Source organism: Kitasatospora sp. NPDC001132, assembly GCF_053598415.1.
In genome coordinates this window covers 297,278-301,562 of sequence record NZ_JBSFKF010000008.1, presented here as the reverse complement: position 1 = coordinate 301,562, position 4,285 = coordinate 297,278, and the positions used below count along the sequence as shown (strand labels likewise).

The following is a 4,285-nucleotide window of genomic DNA, read 5'->3' as shown; positions in this document are numbered from 1 at the left end:
CTCACCGAGAACACCCCCTGGCCCGCCACCGGCCGCCCCCGCCGAGCCGGCGTCTCCTCCTTCGGCATCAGCGGCACCAACGCCCACGTCATCCTGGAACAGGCCCCGGTGGAGCGCGTGGCGGCCCGGGCCGCCACGCCGCCGCGCCGCACCGACGACTCGGCCGTCCCGTGGCTGCTGTCCGCCCGCAGCGCCGACGGGCTGCGCGCCCAGGCCGTCCGGCTGCGCGAACGCCTCGACGAACGCCCGGACCTGCGCCCGCTCGACCTCGGCTACTCGCTGGCCACCGGACGGACGGCCTTCGAGCACCGGGCCGCGCTGGTGTCCACGACCCGCGCGGACTTCCTGGAGCGGCTGGACGAGCTGATCGCCGACCCGGCGCCGCCCGGGCGGCGCACCGGCGGGCGGCTGGCCTTCCTGTTCGCCGGCCAGGGCAGCCAGCGGCTCGGCATGGGCCGCGGCCTCCACACGCGTCACCCGGTGTTCGCCGCGGCCTTCGACGAGGTCTGCGCCGAGCTGGACCGGCACCTGCCGCGCCCGCTGCGGGAGGTGCTCGACGCCGCACCGGACTCCGAGGCGGCCGGGCTGCTGGACCGCACCGAGTACACCCAACCCGCCCTGTTCGCGGTCGAGGTGGCGCTGTTCCGGCTGCTGGAGTCCTGGGGCGTACGGCCGGACGTGCTGGCCGGCCACTCCGTGGGGGAACTCGCCGCCGTGCACGTCGCCGGGGTTCTGGACCTGGCCGACGCGGCCGTGCTGGTGACCGCCCGGGCGCGGCTGATGCAGGCCCTTCCGCCGGGCGGGGCGATGGTGGCGGTGGCCGCCGCCGAGGCCGAGGTGTCGCCGCTGCTGACCGAGGGCGCGGCCCTCGCCGCCGTCAACGGGCCGTCCGCCGTGGTCCTCTCCGGCCGGACGGACGCGGTGCTGGCGATCGCCGAGCAGCTGGCCGGGCGCGGCCGGCGGACCACGAGGCTGCGGGTCAGCCATGCCTTCCACTCCCCCGCCATGGACCCGATGCTGGAGGAACTCCGCGCGGTCGCAGCCTCGCTGACGTACCATCAGTTTCGGATCCCGGTCGTCTCCACGGTGACCGGACGCCCGGCGACGGCGGAGGAGCTCGGCTCGCCGGACTACTGGGCGGAGCAGGTCCGCCGGCCCGTCCGGTTCCACGACGCGGTACGGCAGCTGGCCGAGGACGGCGTGACCACCCTGCTGGACGTCGGCCCGGACGGCTCGCTCGCCCCCCTCGCCGCCGGCGAGGAGGCCGGCCGGGCGGTCGCCGCACTGCGCCGCGACCGGCCCGAACCGGACGCGCTGGCTGACGCGTTGGGCCGGCTGCACGTGCGCGGCACGGCCGTCGACTGGGCGGCGTACTTCGCCGGCTCCGGCGCGCGGCGGGTCGACCTGCCGACCTACGCGTTCCAGCCGGAGCACTACTGGCTGCCCGCCTCGCCCGACCCGGACCCGGACGGCCCCGGCCCGGCGAGCGCCGGCCTCGACGCCTCCGGCCACCCGCTGCTCGGCGCGTTCGTCGAACTGCCCGACAGCGACGAGCTGGTGTGCACCGGACGGCTCTCGCTTGCCACCCACCCCTGGCTGGCCGACCACGCCGTGCGCGGCGAGGTCCTGCTGCCCGGCGCCGCCTTCGTGGAACTCGCGCTGGAGGCGGGCGCCCGCCTGGGCTGCGACCGACTGGCCGAACTCACCCTGCGCAGCCCGCTGGTGCTGCCCGAGCGGGAGCAGGACGGCGTCCGACTGCGCATCCGGGTCGCCGAGCCCACCGCCGACGGGCGCCGCCCGCTGTCGGTGTACGCCCGCCCCGACCGGGCCGCCCCGGGCGCGCTCTGGACGCTGCACGCCACCGGTGTCCTCGCCGAGGGGACACCCCCCGGAGCGGAGCTGGCCGAGTGGCCGCCGCCCGGCGCCGTCCCCGTCGAGGTCGACGGCCTGTACGAGCGGACGGCGGCCACCGGGGTGGGGTACGGCCCGGCCTTCCGGGGCCTGGGCGCGGCCTGGATCCACGACGGCCGGGTCCTCGCCGAGGTGGCGCTGCCCGAGCAGGCCGCCGCCGGGGCCGGCCGGTACGGGCTGCACCCCGCCCTGCTCGACGCCGCCCTGCACGCCGCCGTGCTGCTCGGTCCGGACGCGGACGCGGACGCGCCCGCCGCCGTACCGCGGCTGCCGTTCACCTGGTCCGACGTGGCGCTGCACGCCACCGGCGCGGACCGGCTGCGGGTGCGGATCACCGTCGACGGCGACACCCTGGCGCTCGACGTCGCGGACGCCACCGGGGCGCCCGTCGCGACCGTCGGCTCGCTGCTGCTGCGCCCCGCCGGCCCCGGCACCGCCGACCGCCCGCTGTACGAGCTGCGCTGGCGCCCCGCGCCCGCCGACCCGGCGCCCGCCGAGGAGAGCTGGGCCGCGATCGGCCCGGACGCCCCGGCCGGACCGCCCGGCACCAGGACCGTCCGGTACGCCGACGTCGACGCGCTGTTCGCCGCCGTCGAGCACGGCACCCCGGCGCCGGACGCGGTGTCCGTCCGGGCCGCCGCCGGTACCGGCGGCAGCGTTCCTGAGCGCACCCGGACGGCGGTCAACCACACCACCGCGCTGCTCCGCTGCTGGACGTCCGACCAGCGCCTGGACGCCACCCGGCTGGTCCTGGCGACCCGCGACGCGGTGGCCGCCACGCCCGAGGACCCGGTGGTCGATCCGGCCGCGGCCGCGGTGTGGGGCCTGGTGCGGTCCGTCCAGAGCGAGCACCCCGGCCGGGTCGTGCTGGTCGACACCCGCCTCGGCGCCGACGCGGCCCTGCCCGCGGCCGTCGGCTCCGGTGAGCCCCAGTTCGCCGTTCGGGCCGGCGCCGCCCTGGTGCCCCGGCTCACCGCGGCGCCCGGCCCGTCCGGCCCGCCCGCCGCGCCGGTGTTCGGGCCCGAGGGCACCGTGCTGGTCACCGGCGGCACCGGCGGCCTGGGCGCGCTGCTCGCCCGGCACCTGGTCACCGGGCACGGCGTCCGCTCCCTGCTGCTGGTCGGCCGACGCGGCCCGGACACGCCCGGCGCCGACCGGCTGGCCGCCGAACTCGGCGAACTGGGCGCCCGGGTGCGGATCGCCGCCTGCGACGTGTCCGACCGCACCGCCCTCGCGCGGCTCCTCGACACCCTGCCCGCCGACCGGCCGCTCGCCGCCGTGGTGCACTGCGCCGGGGCGCTCGACGACGGTGTGCTCGAGTCGCTCACGCCCGGAAGCCTCGACCGGGTGCTGCGCCCCAAGGCCGACGCGGCCTGGCACCTGCACGAACTGACCACGGAGCTGAAGCCCGCCGCGTTCGTGCTGTACTCCTCCGTCGCCGGCACGCTCGGCTCCGCCGGGCAGGGCAACTACGCGGCCGCCAACGCCTTCCTGGACGGCCTCGCCGCGCACCGCCGCGCCCTCGGACTGCCCGCCACCGCGCTCGGCTGGGGCTGGTGGGGCGGCGGGGCGGGCATGGCCGGCGCCTTCGACGAGGCCGACCGGGCCCGGCTGGCCCGGGCCGGCATCGCCGCCCTGGAACCGCCGGAGGCACTGGCCCTGTTCGACGCCGCACTCGGCCTGGAGGCGGCGGCGCTCGCCCCGGTCCGGCTCGACCCCGCCGTGCTGCGGGCCCGCGCCGACCAGGGCGTGCTCTCGCCGGTCCTGAAGGAACTGGCCACCGGCGGCGCCCGCCCGCTCCACCGCCGCGCCGCCGCCCGCCCGGCTCCCGCCCCCGCGTGGCGGAAGCGGCTGCGGGACACCGCGGCGGGGCAGCGCGAGCACCTGCTGGTCGACCTGGTGCGCCGCGAGGTGGCCAAGGTCCTCGGCCGGCCCTCGCACGCCGCCGTGGCGGCCCACGACCGGCTGCTCGACCTGGGCTTCGACTCCCTCACGGCGGTGGAACTGCGCAACCGGATCGGCGAGTCGTGCGGCCTCCAGCTGCCGACCACGCTGGTCTTCGACCATCCCACCCCCGCGCGCCTGGCCGCCCACCTGCTGGAGCGGCTCGACGACGGCCCGGCCGGGACCGCGGCCACCGCCGCCACGGGGCCCGCACCCGCCGCCCCACCCGCCGACCCGGCAGCCGAAGAGGCACCCGACCACCCGGCGGCCGGCCCCGCCCTCGCCGACCCCGCCCTCGCCGGTCTCGGCCGGGACGAACTGCTCGCCTTCATCGACGAGAACCTCAGAAGGCCCTGACCACCACCCACGACCACCTCCGGGCCGGCACGCCCGACCCGTTCCCCGCGACATGACGACGAGTGAGGTTCCG

1 protein-coding gene is annotated in these 4,285 nt (G+C 78.7%); it reads left to right on the top strand.

Annotated features, from left to right (window positions below; genetic code table 11):
• On the top strand, positions 1-4,212 hold a 4,212-nt coding region (locus tag ACWDBE_RS14610), incomplete at its 5' end, for an SDR family NAD(P)-dependent oxidoreductase (RefSeq protein WP_449808157.1).
• Positions 4,213-4,285 lie beyond the last annotated feature (73 nt).